This window comes from Candidatus Falkowbacteria bacterium (assembly GCA_016699775.1).
GTDB classification, from domain to species: domain Bacteria; phylum Patescibacteriota; class Patescibacteriia; order Patescibacteriales; family Patescibacteriaceae; genus Patescibacterium; species Patescibacterium danicum.
The window spans coordinates 315,447-328,983 of sequence record CP065010.1 but is presented as its reverse complement, the minus strand read 5'-3'; the positions used below and the strand labels follow the sequence as shown (position 1 = coordinate 328,983).

The 13,537-nt window shown below is 34.7% G+C and carries 12 protein-coding genes and 2 tRNA genes; 7 read left to right on the top strand and 7 right to left on the bottom strand.

Features of this window, described 5'->3' with window-relative positions; translation table 11 throughout:
- Nucleotides 1–11: 11 nt before the first annotated feature.
- Nucleotides 12–1,595: a serine hydrolase gene (locus tag IPN41_01665; protein ID QQS60661.1), complete on the bottom strand. Its 1,584-nt coding sequence runs from the start codon at nucleotides 1,593–1,595 to the stop codon at nucleotides 12–14.
- A 132-nt stretch (nucleotides 1,596–1,727) separates the two neighbouring features.
- Between IPN41_01665 and IPN41_01660 the strand changes: the two genes are divergently transcribed.
- Nucleotides 1,728–1,798: transfer RNA gene (locus IPN41_01660), tRNA-Gly, on the top strand.
- Between the two features lie 84 nt (nucleotides 1,799–1,882).
- Here IPN41_01660 and IPN41_01655 read toward each other — a convergent pair.
- Nucleotides 1,883–3,043, bottom strand: coding sequence for a thrombospondin type 3 repeat-containing protein (locus IPN41_01655; protein QQS60660.1), 1,161 nt, complete (start codon nucleotides 3,041–3,043; stop codon nucleotides 1,883–1,885).
- 5 nt (nucleotides 3,044–3,048) lie between these two features.
- On the bottom strand, nucleotides 3,049–4,938 hold the full coding sequence (locus IPN41_01650) for a DUF2339 domain-containing protein (protein QQS60659.1): 1,890 nt from the start codon (nucleotides 4,936–4,938) through the stop codon (nucleotides 3,049–3,051).
- A 216-nt stretch (nucleotides 4,939–5,154) separates the two neighbouring features.
- Between IPN41_01650 and IPN41_01645 the strand changes: the two genes are divergently transcribed.
- A tRNA-Thr gene (locus IPN41_01645) sits at nucleotides 5,155–5,227 on the top strand.
- An 8-nt stretch (nucleotides 5,228–5,235) separates the two neighbouring features.
- Here the strand turns inward: IPN41_01645 and IPN41_01640 are convergent.
- On the bottom strand, nucleotides 5,236–5,652 hold the full coding sequence (locus IPN41_01640) for a septum formation initiator family protein (protein QQS60658.1): 417 nt from the start codon (nucleotides 5,650–5,652) through the stop codon (nucleotides 5,236–5,238).
- 345 nt (nucleotides 5,653–5,997) lie between these two features.
- On the opposite strand from IPN41_01640, the gene IPN41_01635 reads away from it, so the two are divergent.
- The 3 genes from IPN41_01635 (at nucleotide 5,998) to IPN41_01625 (ending at nucleotide 9,061) form a co-directional block, all read left to right on the top strand.
- Nucleotides 5,998–6,705: an NYN domain-containing protein gene (locus tag IPN41_01635; GenBank protein QQS60657.1), complete on the top strand. Its 708-nt coding sequence runs from the start codon at nucleotides 5,998–6,000 to the stop codon at nucleotides 6,703–6,705.
- A 468-nt stretch (nucleotides 6,706–7,173) separates the two neighbouring features.
- Entirely contained in the window at nucleotides 7,174–7,836 is a 663-nt protein-coding gene (locus IPN41_01630; GenBank protein ID QQS60656.1) for a response regulator transcription factor, read from the top strand.
- A 199-nt stretch (nucleotides 7,837–8,035) separates the two neighbouring features.
- Nucleotides 8,036–9,061 carry a HAMP domain-containing histidine kinase gene (locus IPN41_01625; GenBank protein ID QQS60655.1) on the top strand — a complete coding sequence of 342 codons (1,026 nt, stop codon included), beginning with the start codon at nucleotides 8,036–8,038 and terminating at the stop codon, nucleotides 9,059–9,061.
- Nucleotides 9,062–9,440: 379 nt separating this feature from the next.
- Here IPN41_01625 and IPN41_01620 read toward each other — a convergent pair whose 3' ends face one another.
- Nucleotides 9,441–10,268 (bottom strand): aminoglycoside phosphotransferase family protein, encoded by an 828-nt coding sequence (locus IPN41_01620; GenBank protein ID QQS60654.1) that lies wholly within the window; start codon nucleotides 10,266–10,268, stop codon nucleotides 9,441–9,443.
- A gap of 665 nt (nucleotides 10,269–10,933) precedes the next feature.
- Here IPN41_01620 and IPN41_01615 point away from each other — a divergent pair.
- A complete protein-coding gene (locus IPN41_01615) occupies nucleotides 10,934–11,149 on the top strand; it encodes a hypothetical protein (GenBank protein ID QQS60653.1) in 216 nt (71 codons plus the stop codon).
- Nucleotides 11,150–11,161: 12 nt separating this feature from the next.
- On the opposite strand, the gene IPN41_01610 is transcribed toward IPN41_01615, so the two are convergent.
- Nucleotides 11,162–12,373 (bottom strand): DNA polymerase IV, encoded by a 1,212-nt coding sequence (locus tag IPN41_01610; GenBank protein ID QQS60652.1) that lies wholly within the window; start codon nucleotides 12,371–12,373, stop codon nucleotides 11,162–11,164.
- A gap of 15 nt (nucleotides 12,374–12,388) precedes the next feature.
- On the bottom strand, nucleotides 12,389–12,637 hold the full coding sequence (locus IPN41_01605; GenBank protein QQS60651.1) for a hypothetical protein: 249 nt from the start codon (nucleotides 12,635–12,637) through the stop codon (nucleotides 12,389–12,391).
- 177 nt (nucleotides 12,638–12,814) lie between these two features.
- Between IPN41_01605 and lexA the strand changes: the two genes are divergently transcribed.
- Nucleotides 12,815–13,444: a repressor LexA gene (lexA, locus tag IPN41_01600; protein QQS60650.1), complete on the top strand. Its 630-nt coding sequence runs from the start codon at nucleotides 12,815–12,817 to the stop codon at nucleotides 13,442–13,444.
- Nucleotides 13,445–13,537 lie beyond the last annotated feature (93 nt).

The following is a 13,537-nucleotide window of genomic DNA, read 5'->3' as shown; positions in this document are numbered from 1 at the left end:
TAAACCTATACTTATTTAATATTTTTTTCAGCAAAAGCCACAAGTTTTTTTGTATCCTCTACACTGGCACTATGACTTGGAGCTCCAAATAATATCACTATAATATTTTTATCTTTACTGGTTGGCCACTTTGTTGCCAAACAATATCCAGCTTCGTCAGTATACCCTGTTTTTGAGCCAAGGATTGGTGAATCTTTTTCTCGAGCTAAGGTATTTGTGTTTTTGAATGTAAAACTCTTTTTGGTGTTAACAGTTGTAAGACTATAGCTTGGTCTTACTGAAGCATCGGCAATTTCATTATCAAGAAATACCTGTCTCGCTATTATAGCATAATCCTTTGGAGTCGTAATATTTTTTGCTGACAAACCTGTTGGTTCAACAAAACGTGTTTGAGTGGCTCCCCATTCAATTACCTTATCATTCATTCGTTTAATAAACTTTTCCCGAGAAATACCGGAAATTCGCACTAATGTTTCCACTGTGTTGTTAGTTGAACCAATTAAAGAAGCGTAGACCAAATCTTTAATAACAATTTGGTCTTTATCCAAAAGTCTCAAGCGAGCTGATTCGTTTGGTAAGGCATACAAAGCATTCTTTCCCTCGTCATCAACGGAGTAGGTCACAACTTTTTTCATATCCGGATTGGTATCCAAAAAAACTTTAATCGCTACTAATTTTGTTAAACTAGCCATGGGAACTTTAGTTTTTTCTCCTTTGCTCCATAGGACTTTTTTATCAACACTATTAAGAACCAAGGCGGCTTTTGATTTGATTGTTAGAGTATTATCACCCGATTTAGGTGCTGGTTTTAAAATTGGTGTTTCTGAAACTGTAGAGGGAATTTTTTCAATAGCCACTTGCATTGTCCCCTGACCAAGTTTCCCAAGTTTTGCAAAGGCGACTGCATCGAGGTCGATAGACCTGTTTGGGTGTACCGAACGATCAGGACCAAAATCATTAACAATAATATCAACAAATTTTTTGGTGGCTAAATTAATAACCCGCAATTTTGTTCCTGCTGGAAAGTCTGGCGAAGCGGCAAACAATCCGTTTTTATGACGATACCAACTGGCCTCACCTTTAACTAAGATTTTAGGATTTTCAAATACGGCAATTCTTAAAAATGGCAAAGTAGCACTAGTACTAATCAAGCCTTTACCAAAATTTTCATTAGTAGACAGTGGACGCCAACCTTGGTTTTTATCAAAAAAATAAATTTGCTTATAAGCATTTGAGCCACTACTCTTTAAACTAATATAATATGTACCAGAGCTAAATGAGGCAGCTGGAATATCGATTTGATACATTGAACCACTGGCTGTTAAACCGGCCGGTGGAGTGATTGGCTCAGATATTTTGGTTAAGGTCACTAAAGCTGGTTTTATTATCCGTCCAACTGGAATACCAACCTGTAATTCTTCATCAAAAACCTGCCAAGAAAGATCTTTGCCAAGACCTTTCTCACTTATGTTAGCTGAAAAATTTTGATTTGATACAATTTGTCCTCCCGGCTCATCCGCTTTAGTAATTAAAGCCAATGGAGAAACATAGAAAAAGCTAACTAATAAAAAAGTAATGACTGTTAATTTTTGCATGGAGTAATATTTAAAAACAAAACGTCAACGTATGTTGACGAAGATAGACTGTAACAATATAATTATACCACGATTCCATCTCCTTTCAAACCCTATTTATTACAACGAATATTAGGTAAATAAACAAACTTCGCGGGATTAGTATAATGGTAGTACGTGGCCTTCCCAAGGCTAAAGCGCCGGTTCGATTCCGGTATTCCGCTCCTTGCTACTACGAAAAAACAAACTAATGCAGATTACCAGACTGCATTAGAAATTCTGAAAATCTGATCAGATAAATCAATATACTATTGCTCTATTTTTGGCTGAGATCGAGCTGTTAAAAATAATAAAACAATAATCATAACTCCAGCCAGACTGATCCCAACCCATGGTAACCAAGGGTATTGTTCAGTGAGACGACTTTCTTTTTTATCACAAGTATTACCCTGGCCATCACCATCAGTATCATCTTGATCTAAGTTCGGATTATTAATACAGTTATCTTCACTATTAATAATTCCATCTTGATCAAAATCATCACAGGCATCGCCACGACCATTACTATTAACATCAAGTTGATCAGTATTAGATATTGAAACACAATTATCATTAATATCAGGAATACCGTCTGTATCTGAATCAGCTATTTGATAATATTCATTTGGCTGAGTTTGCCCACTATCAAAATCAACAATATCACTAGCACCGATTAAATTGCCGGCTTCTGTTGTGGGTGTATTAACAGCTCGATCAGGCTTAAAATAGATTCTATAATCATTACCCGGTTGAGCTAAAAATCTAATTGAACGAGAGGTTGATTGAGTAGTATTACTCTGATTAAAGTCAAGTTCTCTGATCCGTAGTGGCTGACCAAACGTCAAAGTGACTTTCCATAAAGCTGAGGTTGTCTCCAAAAAGTTAATTATTGGATCAGTCATTTTCTGACGCGCTACGACAATTCTTTCTTCCTGGCCAACTACAGCTCTAATTTCTATAAAATTAGGTAATGCCACATAATCATCCAATAATAAACTTAAACCAGAAGAAGTAATCGGACGAGCGCTACTAATTGTTAGAATAGCAGTTCCTTGAGAATCAAGCGGTAAAGGTAAATCAGCATACGATACTGAATTGCCGTCACTCATCATTGGCACACTACTATTACTCGGCTCAGCAGTAATCATTAAATTAGTTTTCTGTAAAGAAATATCCTCTTTGAGAAAATAAGGTTCAAATGTATTAGTGGTACGATTCAAAATAGCTATACCTGATCGTTCAACAAAATCGCTTGGAAGCTGAATCTCAGCCACAGTCGGAACTGCCAAGGTGGCAGTAGTCACCTCTTTATATAATTGAAAAGGACTTATTGCTGATTGAATTTCTGGTGGGAGTATTATTTGTTGAGCTGATACTATTGTACCCAGGCTCAACAAAATACCAAAAAAGAAAATTTTAATTTTTATCATAGATCTTAATTAGAGGGAGGATTATTATTAATTTTATTTTTTCTTAAAAATGCTGTGCTCATCAACAAAATACCAATCAAAAAGAAGGTAATAATCCTACCAGTAAGATCCATATCCCACACATCAATCAACACTAATCGTGCAATCGTCAAAGCCAATAAAGTTGTTCCATACATCCGGAGAACCCGATGTTGATTAAATAAACCGTAAAAATAACATGCTAATCCAACAATAATATAAATAATCAGACAAATCATTGTAGCTATATCACTCCCTAGTAATACCTCATGTTGCCATAACCAAATTAATCGAAAAATATAAGCCGATCCGGAAATCAATAAAATAGTATTATATTTATGAAAACTTTTATCGGTATTCTCTTGGCCAATATATCGGAAATAAAAACCAAGGCCGAATAAAGTAAGAGCTAAAATCAACAAAACTGAGAGATTGCCACTTGTAGAACGGTAATAACTATCATAATATTCGTAGCCAAACATCAGGTTATCAAGTGACAACAAAATTGGCACAGCCAACAAATAACTCAAGTGTTCAGCAATTTTATAATCTTTAAGAAGGATATAGCCAATAACGACAATAGCAGCACTTTCCAATGTATAAGCGATTGTTAAAGCAGAGCCAGTCAATTCAGCCGAAGTGGCTGCTCCAAGCATGACAATACTGACTCCGGCATAAACATACAAAGGACGTTTTTGACCAGTTGATCGATAAACCAAAAAGGCTCCAATAGCAAAAACCAACATCCAAGCAGAAATAATAAAACTTTTCCATTCATCAGGGGCAACCATCATTATCCAAAGAATTAATAACAACCCATTACCACCAGCTGCTATTAAATCAGCTGGAGCCTTATCTCTATTTTTAATAATTCCAAAAGTGCTGGAAAGAAAGAAGACAATAGTGAAACCATACATCAATAGCAAGAGAGCAGCACCGTCAGAGGAAGTAAAACCAAATAAATGAGGAAGGCTATAACAAACAACTACTATCAAACCAGCTACCGTTAACTCTCGATATCCAGTTAAAGCCACCACCCAAATCGTTCCTAAAATAACGAACAAAAGATAGGTAAACAAACTAACATAATCAGCGACCGCAGCACTTGTAAACAAAGGAGCAATTGTGGCGAGTATTAAACTACTAAAAGCTAAAATCCTATTACGATACTTAACACTGGCAAGAGCCACTAAAACCGTACTCAAAAACATAATAATCAGAGCTGAAAATGGCGTAAAGAAGTCATAAATTTCCCGGGCTGCAAATACAGTCAATAAAATAATAGTTGAGCCAAGAACTAAGAATATTCCCCCTTGATGGATAAATTTTTGAATTCGCCAGTAACCGAGTAAAATGAAGACAGCTCCAGCCATAATGCCAAGAGTGATTCTTCCCATCGGACCAATCCAGTTGTTAGCAAAAGCGTAACTAACTAACCAACCAAAACCAATTAGTAGCAATAAAGCTCCCAATTTAAGTAGCCAATCTTCTTTTACCCAACTAATTAATTGATTGGAAAAATTATTAGAAGGCTCCGATGGCTTATTATCAGAAACTGGAACGGGTTGATCTGGTAATGACACTATTTTCTGCGAATCACTTAATAATAAGAGTGCCTGATCAACCTCTGTAGCCTCCCAACCTTTAGCTAGTAAGGCCGTCTTAATTGAATCAGAATTTTCCCCCAAATGTAGCTGAGTTTCAACATAAGTTAACAATGCTTGAGGTAAAGAATAAGTAGAGGGCGAACTCTGTGGTTCCTGTGCAACGGTAGATTTCTGATTAACTCCCTGAGCTTCCAAAACCTTTAATCGACGACGTACATCTAAAACTAAAAATAGTAAAATAGTAAAACCCGCAGTAAGAAGGAAGGTCATATAATAATATTATGTTTAATATCTATTAGTATATCATAAAATTCAGTACATAACTTCAATTTTATTACAACCATACTCCCTAACTATAGTTTAATTAACTAAAATTAATATCAATGATATGCCTACTTTTCTATGCTCTTAATTAAAAATAATATTCACACTTACATAATATATCACCTTGACTATCTCCTCCTCCTTGATATCATCAATAACTACGCCGACCTAGCTCAACTGGTAGAGCAATAGTATCGTAAACTATAGGTTGCGGGTTCAAGTCCCGCGGTCGGCTCATAATACTTACTTCTCCACTGCAAAAAAGTAATCTAACCACTTATTAAAGTTAATTGTAGCTGGTAATTCTGGAATCTTGGGAGGCTCTGGTGGAATTTCAAAAGGTGATGTTACTGTTATCGGAATCTCACCTGGTCGACCTTCAATCACAACCACTGATTCCCCGGCTTTTTTATAGTTTAACTTTGTCCGAGCTTCTTTCTCTACAAACTGATCAGACTGCATATAATCCAAAACATTTTTGAGATTATTATTTTTTCCCTCTAATTCTTTGGCTTGAAGTTCAAGACCTTTAATTTCTTGATCAATTGATCTTTTCTGACGCCAATTTTTGCTTAACGGAAATGAAATAAGTACCAAGAGTCCAATTAAGACCAAGGTTAATAGAAATTGTTTTGAAAATAATGATTTTAACAATGACATGAAATTACGTAGGCGTGTAGGCCACTAAATGGGATGTGTATAAGTTAGAAATTATATATAATCTTTAATAGTATTAAAGAATTTGGGGATTTTTGAGGATTGACATGGAATTAATGACACCCATCTCAACTCGAAAAGTATACCATGTTTCATGTTAATTTGATAAGGTTTTAAAAAAGAATATTGCAGACTATACAAGCATAATTAAAACCTAGTGTTACTACTCGTTCGTTATTTCTAACACTCTACATTTGCAAAAAAATATTTAGTATCCACTAAATAAAAATCACAATATAAAATGTTCTATCCATGCTATAATGTTACCAATAAAAAAATTAATACCATATGAATTTGCAAGAATTAAAAAGTCAGTTTGTGAAAGAAGAGCTTGGGATTACTGAGGACTTTGGCACAATAATGACATTTATCGATTTCGGCAATGTCAACTATTGGTTTGAGTCAGATAGGCAAGATGCCTCAAATGTTGCCCTTGGAAAAAATCAGAAACTTGAGATAAGTCTTGAAGGTCTAAAAAGTTTTACTGAAATCTTTTCAAATCATGTTCGCTTTTATTATGGACATGATGCACAACATTACTCATCTCTGGGATTTATTAGAAAAGTTCGTGATATATTTGGAAAGTCGAGAGTGTATACTAAGCAAATTCAAAAAGTAAGGCACCACTTAACCTCTCAAGAATTACCTTCTAATACCCGGACAATACTTATTGATAATGAAGGAATATATATTCAAATACCAAAATGTAATTTTGATGTGGAGATTACTGTTGATGTAATTCGAATGATTCAAAAATATGATACGATTTGTTTATTTTCAGGAGATGCTGATTTTGTTTCTCTACTGCGATATGTAAAAGCTCACAGAAAAAAAGTTATTATCATTAAAGGTGGGAATATAGTTCATCAACTTAAAGAGCTAGCTGATTTAGTTGTGAACGCTCAAAATATTAAAAAATATATAGCTTTAATAAAGCAAAAACCTGACATTACATCAGGTCTTGCGGATCGCACACCCGTATCCACGGGCAGGTAAATCCATTATAAACTTTCTCCAAAAACTTGTCAAATTCTAAGTTAAAAAACATCCTTATAAAGTGCACCCCATGCACGCGTACTACCATTATACTACAGCCCGGCGTTCTTTATTTTCCTGGCATCACCAGAGCCTGAAACAAGTATTGGCCGATTTCCAGTGGGGTTTTATTACACAGTTACGTGAAACAAAACACTGTTAGTCCGCGGTCTCAGACGAATCCGATAAACGAAGCTAACAGGTATTCACCCCCTAGCCTTCTTCTAGGCACCAAAGTCCCTAGAATTGAAGATGCCAATGTAGTTAGTCTGTTCCAAAACTTGCTGCAGGTGTAATGAAGCCAAGAAAAGAAAGAACTGCCTTAGAAGGCTAGTATAGCATGGCAAGGGATGAGAATAAAGATAGAAATTATGGACAGAAAAATAATAGTCGTTATAATAAAAGTCAATTATTATAATAATATTGAATATGAGATTACTTGTTATTGATGACAATACAGAAATCATCGATTTTCTTGTTCCTGCGCTTGAACGAGAATCTTTTGCCGTTGACAGTGCTTTGGATGGAGAAAAAGGTTTGTTTCTAGCAGAGACTAATCCGTATGATCTAATAATTCTTGATAATGTTCTACCTCGTAAAAGCGGAATAGAGATTTGCACAGTATTACGAGAAAAAGGTCATCGCGTCCCGATTCTATTATTATCGGTGAAATCAGAGACAGATGATAAAATTAATTTTTTAAACGCTGGTGCCGATGACTATCTTACAAAACCATTTTCGTATTCCGAATTACTTTCACGTGTTAAAGCAATTCTACGTCGACCCCAAACCATACAAGAAACTTGTCTATCAGTTGGTGATATCACGCTCAATACTACTACCTACGAAGTTAGACGTGGTAAAAAACTCATTCATTTAACTCGCAAAGAATTTGCTCTCCTTGAGCTACTCTTAAGACACAGAGGCTCCGTTGTCTCGCGCGGTATGATTATTGAGCATGTCTGGGATATTGAAGGAGACTTATTTTCCAAAACCATTGAAACTCATATATTAAACCTAAGAAAAAAGATTAATACTCCACGTACTAATTACATTATTAGTGTGCCAGGTAGAGGCTATAAAATCGCTTAAAAAAACTTTACTAAATCTTTACTTTTTCTTGAATACCTATCTAGTATAGTATTCATATATCTCTAGTCGAAGGATATATAGAACATTCATTAGCTTCATACTCACTCATAATTTTATATTCTATAAGCACGTCTATGGTGCCTATCTTTGGGGCAATATCTTGCCGGCAATCATTCTCAGTTTCGCTCTGTTAATTACTATGCCCTCAATCTTGAATAGTAGTGAGGTCGGAGTCATAGTAGCTACAATTTCAATTATCATTTTTATTATTTTTGATTATGAAGAATCTGTTGATAATATAATTCCAGACTGGTGTAGTGAGACCATCCCTACTCTTAATTTAATTGAATATTCAATAATTATATTTGTTATTACGTTATTTTCCTGGATCTCAACCAGAAATATTAAAAAACTTTTATTGCGAACACAAACATCTGAGAAAGAATTTCGAACTGGGAAAGATTCCGTAGAGATCACAATCGCGGAACGAACCAAGGAACTTGAAATGGCTCAAGCGAAAAAAATTTTACAACTATATCGTTTTGCAGAATTTGGCAGATTATCTTTAGGTTTGTTTCATGATCTCGTTAATCCCCTCACATCGATTGTTTTAAACTTAAATAATATTCAAGAATCTGTTCATCCTGATATGCCACTTGTCAAAGAAGATTTAGCCCGTGCCGTCAAAGCTAGTCAAAGAATGGATACATTAATTTCCACAATCAGCAAACAGATTAATACTGAAGCGCCTGCTACTGCCTTTTTAATTCAAGGTGCCGTTCAAGAAGTCTTCACACTCTTTTCCCATAGAGCTACATTGCTCAATATACACCTACAATGCGTTGGTGGAGAACAAGTATTTTTATTTGGCAATGCTTTAAAATTCCACCAAATTATTACCAACCTTGTTTCTAATGCTTTTGATAGCTATGAAGCAGTTGATCGATTACAAAACCAGCGTTCAATTACTGTTTACATTAGAGCCACAGAAAGTCATATCATAGTGACGATTAAAGACTTTGGTCGTGGTATTGATGAAAAAATACTTCCGCAAATTTTTAATCCATTTTTCTCAACTAAGCCATCATCAAAAGGCATGGGATTAGGGTTGTCTATGGTGCAATCAATAATCACCGATGAATTTAATGGAACAATTACCGTTGAAAGCGAAAAAGAAATTGGAACTATTTTTACCTTAACATTTCCTAATAAAACCGATGCATGAAAATAGATTTCTATATCAATAGCATCCTCACCTTCATCAAATCTGAGCAGCAAGCACAAGGAAACTTCCAATCATTTTCTTTTTCAGCACACTCACCAACACCAAAACCTTTTAAAAATACTTTTTGCACCTCATTAATCTTCGACTGTCCACAACACATAAACAAGAGTTCTGAAGTAAATCAAATCCTTGACCTTACAGTCAATTTTTTATTATCAAAAAGAAATTGGGTCTTTTTTAACCTCGTTTCAGTCTTGACTTTTCTCTAATTTTTTTTTACTATTTCTGTATCAATATACAGAAAATCACCCTATTACCTCAGTATTGCCAACCACCCTCCTGGTTGTCGATGCTGGGACTATGGGGTGATTTTTTATGTCTACGTATATTTATTAAGAATTGATTTTAGTAATTCCACTAGATAGGGTTCAAAAATATTAGGGTGGTTTCTCAAAGCTCGAAGCGCTATATACCGAGCGAATAACTTTTCATCCTTCTTAATAAAATCCATTCCATAGCCTGTAATAAAAGCTAACAATAATTTTGCTGTTTCCTCGTTCTCTTTCTCGGAATTTAATCCCACTTGAAATGAAATTCCAGTTTGTGCCAAATCATATAACGGATCTCCGTACATAATATTAGAACCCTTATCAAATAGAATTGATCCTCGTTCTGTAATCAAAACATTATTAGAATGTAAATCACTATGAACAAGGGAAAAGCTATCATGCTTTATATTTACTACTGGTCGAATAAATTGTACAACCTCATCAATAAATCTTGAATCTAAATTAGTATTTCGCTCTTGCTGGCGTAAAACAGCTGCCTTTATTTCTTCTTCAATAAACTCTGGCCACTTAACCTCTACTAGCTTCCCTTCTTCATTAACCTTATACGGCTTTGGAGAAATAATACTATGCATTTTTTTTGTCACTTCACCCCAACTAATATAATTTTCCACCGTGCGGTGCTTCTCAAGTTCTGGTGAACCTTCAATATACTCCATTAATATCTGGTTTTTTAATAGACTAGTATTTTTTATTATTTTTAAAGCAGGTAAACCATTATCACTTATTGTTTTATTAAAAAATATCTCATTGGAAATCTCTTCCAAATCAGCAGTTTTCAAAACGTACTGTTGGCTATCTATCTCCACCAACTCAACTTTAGAGCTATAAGCTCCTGGTAATTCTTTAATAATTTTCATATAGAAATTCTAGCAGATTATAGTGTATTTCCATATCTATACTAGTTTCTAAGTAAAAATAGGTCTATAATAATAATATGAAAAATAATCAAGTACTTGCCTTTTGCATAAAAGCTTTTTTTTGGATATTTGCACTATACATACTCGGAATAATATTGATATTCTCTTATTTTTTTCCTACATTCCTGAGAGAAATAGGCAATAACACCGCAAACCTCGTAGGTATAATTTTATATATTGTCTCCTCTGTTGCAATTTTAATACTATTATATTTTTATATCTATCGACACACCTTTTTGGGCAATAAAACTGATTTAAAACTTCGTATTTTCTTTCTTATATTATTTATCATACCCGAACTAATAATCACCATTTCTTCCTTGGATTTTCGTCAAGGTTTATCAATAGACAATCTATTATCTTTTCTCTTTCTATTGACTTTTGTGATAATTTTTCTTTTACTTCTTTTCGCGCAAAAAGTTATCTTTCTTTTTAAAAGAAACACAATAAAGTTTACACATAGAATAAATGGACCGAGATTGCTTAGACTTTTTATTTTAGGCTCCTGCTATTCTATTTTACTTATATGCTTAAGTATCTTCATAGGACTCATAATTAATCCAACATTTGATAAAGATTATTTATTTGACCATGGAATAGTTTCTATGTTTGCATTACCTACTCTTTACCCACTTTTATATAAAAAACCATGGGCAACAACTATAGCTAAGTTTGCTTTACCGCTTATATTACTAAGTATCATTATTTTTAATATATACGTTGAAGCTAGTTTGATCACTTTGATTCCTTTTCTTTTCATTATTCTTTCTTTACTGCATATTTATAAAGATAAAGTTCGATCTCTGTTGCCTGTTCAGTAGCAGTAAGTTTTTCTAGTCCTCAAAACTAATCGTCTTCCTAAACCCAATTCGATCATGGGCTAACTCTTTCGTACCAAACATAGCCCCTTTAACAACTGTATACTCACCATACTTATCATTAATAACATCAAGGGCTTCGGTCACCGAACGTCCTTTTGTGTTTGTAGTAAATAACGACAATTGGCCGGTTACAGGCGACAATCTCGATACCGAAATGGCTATCATCCGCACTGAAGCTGATAGCTCCATGGCTTGAAAATGTTTCATGGCAACAGCAAAAATTTCTTCGGTAGTAAACAAACGCTCTGCCACTGTTTCACTTTGCTGAAAAGACTCACCTGATCGCAGAAGAATCTGCAATGATAATCGTTGTGCCTCTAATTGTTTTTCTCGTAATCGTCGTCCTGTTTTCTCACATAATTTATATAATATTTTATCAAGATATTCATGATCAGTTGTTTGCTTTGGTAGACAATAGGAATGCCCAATTGATTTTGGTGGTGTAGCACCTTTAGTAACAACCGAAATTTCTTGTCCATTAACATTAGCCCACAAATAATAACCAACCATGCCTAAATTTTTCTTTAAATTAATGGCATCAGCTAACCGCAACTCATTTAAGGTGGTGATCCCTAGCATTCGCAAACGACGTTCTAAACCTTTGGCAATCCCCCAGGCTTCTGTGACTCCGCAATCTAGACTCTTAGCTAAATTATCTGGACTAATAATTTTTGTTCCGCCTTTGGGTGCAGTATCACCGGCAAACTTGGCAAGAAATTTTGTCCAAGAAATTCCAATTGAACATTTTAACCACTCACCGACTTCAGAAAAAATCCGTTGCCTAATTTCTTCACCAATCATGTCAGCAGCGGAAAAACTATTCACTGCATTGGTGACGTCAATAAAAGCCTCATCAATACTATATGGTTCAAAATTATCTGTGTACTCTCTTAAAATAGAAAAAATTCTTGTTGTTACAGCTCGATATTTTGCTGGTTCATTTTCTACTAAAATAATATTAGGATCAAGTACTCTAGCATCAACTACCCGAAAAGCAGTTCTAATACCTTTAGCCTTAGCTTCAACTGAAGAAGCGATAATAGCTCCGTTCGGTGACAAATAGGCGCAAACACCAACCGATTTTCCACGCAAAAACGGATTGGCTTGTTGCTCGACTGAAGCAAAGTAAGAATTCATGTCTACGTGGAGAATAAAACGTTGCATACATATAGTTAGTATTTAGCCTTCAAAATATAATTCCTCAAGTCTCCAACCTAAATCTTTGGTAGAAAAAGCTAAGCGAAAAAAATTCGCATTATCAGAAACACTAAAATAATAAATTTTATCATCACCACGTCCTTCATGATGAACTAAATTTACTTTTTCTACACGATAGGTTTTCTCACGCCAACGGAAAAAAGTTGGGCAAACTTTACGACGATAAAATTTAACCATTACTTCAACTGGCTCATTTACTTTTTCAAACATATAATTAAAAAATAAGGAGTTAAAAATCTCTTAAAACGGCGGTAATTACTACTCCAAACTGACTTATCCACACCTCTTTTTTGAACATAGTTTTGTCTCATATGTTTATTTTTAGCTAATATTAAATAAATTTAAGGTCTTGCCTTTATATTTTTACTTTTGTATAATTACTGTATTATGAAATATACCAAAAATTTAACATTAAAGCAAAAGCGCGTTTTAGACTACATTAATTGTTATCTAAAACAACACTCAATTGCTCCAACAATTGAGGAAATTCAAGAGAGTTTAGGCTTTCGTTCCACTCGTTCTGTCAGTCAGTATCTTGAAGCCTTACGAGCCAAAGGTTATATCACAAAAAATCATAATGCTCGTAGCATTGAGTTACTTGATCCAACGGAATCAATCAGCGCCTCAACAAGTCTTATTCCCCTACTTGGTATGGCGTCGTGCGGTACACCAGAATTTTTTGCTGATAATAATATTGAAGAATATTTACCAGTTGCCAGCTTATTAATAAAAAACGCACCAGAAGATTATTATCTGTTAAAAACGTCCGGAACTTCAATGAATCAGGCCGGAATCAATGATAATTCGCTGGTCTTAATCCGTAAGCAAGATGGCTATGAACAAGGTGATCGCGTTGTCGCAGTGATTGACGACAAGGCGACAATAAAAAAATTATACAAAGGCGATGGGGCAATTATGTTAGCACCGGAATCAAGTGATAATTCTCATAAACCAATTATTGCTACTGAAGGTGCAATATGTGGACGAGTCATTTGTGTAGTGCCTGAAGGAAAATAAAAAAGATCTCTTCGTATATTCAACAGAAGGATCTATATAATTATGCCCCACAGTCAATAGTAAAAGCTATTGAATTCCCCTCCATAAAGCAGA

What these genes read in the sequence shown, in the direction of transcription:
- IPN41_01665 (QQS60661.1), bottom strand. Translation starts at nt 1,595, where the DNA reads ATGCAAAAATTAACAGTCATTACTTTTTTATTAGTTAGCTTTTTCTAT.
- IPN41_01655 (QQS60660.1), bottom strand. Translation starts at nt 3,043, where the DNA reads ATGATAAAAATTAAAATTTTCTTTTTTGGTATTTTGTTGAGCCTGGGT.
- IPN41_01650 (QQS60659.1), bottom strand. Translation starts at nt 4,938, where the DNA reads ATGACCTTCCTTCTTACTGCGGGTTTTACTATTTTACTATTTTTAGTT.
- IPN41_01640 (QQS60658.1), bottom strand. Translation starts at nt 5,652, where the DNA reads ATGTCATTGTTAAAATCATTATTTTCAAAACAATTTCTATTAACCTTG.
- IPN41_01635 (QQS60657.1), top strand. Translation starts at nt 5,998, where the DNA reads ATGAATTTGCAAGAATTAAAAAGTCAGTTTGTGAAAGAAGAGCTTGGG.
- IPN41_01630 (QQS60656.1), top strand. Translation starts at nt 7,174, where the DNA reads ATGAGATTACTTGTTATTGATGACAATACAGAAATCATCGATTTTCTT.
- IPN41_01625 (QQS60655.1), top strand. Translation starts at nt 8,036, where the DNA reads ATGCCCTCAATCTTGAATAGTAGTGAGGTCGGAGTCATAGTAGCTACA.
- IPN41_01620 (QQS60654.1), bottom strand. Translation starts at nt 10,268, where the DNA reads ATGAAAATTATTAAAGAATTACCAGGAGCTTATAGCTCTAAAGTTGAG.
- IPN41_01615 (QQS60653.1), top strand. Translation starts at nt 10,934, where the DNA reads ATGTTTGCATTACCTACTCTTTACCCACTTTTATATAAAAAACCATGG.
- IPN41_01610 (QQS60652.1), bottom strand. Translation starts at nt 12,373, where the DNA reads ATGCAACGTTTTATTCTCCACGTAGACATGAATTCTTACTTTGCTTCA.
- IPN41_01605 (QQS60651.1), bottom strand. Translation starts at nt 12,637, where the DNA reads ATGTTTGAAAAAGTAAATGAGCCAGTTGAAGTAATGGTTAAATTTTAT.
- lexA (QQS60650.1), top strand. Translation starts at nt 12,815, where the DNA reads ATGAAATATACCAAAAATTTAACATTAAAGCAAAAGCGCGTTTTAGAC.